This is a genomic window from Gilvimarinus sp. 1_MG-2023 (genome assembly GCF_030548285.1).
Window position 1 is genome coordinate 1 of sequence record NZ_JAUOSC010001360.1, and the last position, 252, is coordinate 252.

Annotated in this window: 1 pseudogene; it reads right to left on the reverse strand. The window is 49.6% G+C overall.

The annotated features are described in order from the left end of the window. Positions 1–235: pseudogene (locus Q4563_RS21285) on the reverse strand (lipoprotein-releasing ABC transporter permease subunit); the annotation flags it as partial. Between the last annotated feature and the right edge of the window lie 17 nt (positions 236–252).

The window sequence follows — 252 nt, forward strand, 5'->3', positions numbered from 1 at the left end:
GATAGAGAGTGGCCAGAAAACTCAACAGTAACGATGCCGATACCACCACCGCAACATCACTCAACAGCAACTGGGACGGCAAATATGAGATGAAATACACATCGGAGCTGAGAATCTGAAAACCAAATAATTTTTCTGCCCAAGCGACCAGATCCGAAATAGACAACGCCGCCACCACACCCAACACGGTGCCAAGCAACACCCCCACAATACCGATCGAGAACCCCTGCACCATAAAGATCGCCATAACGG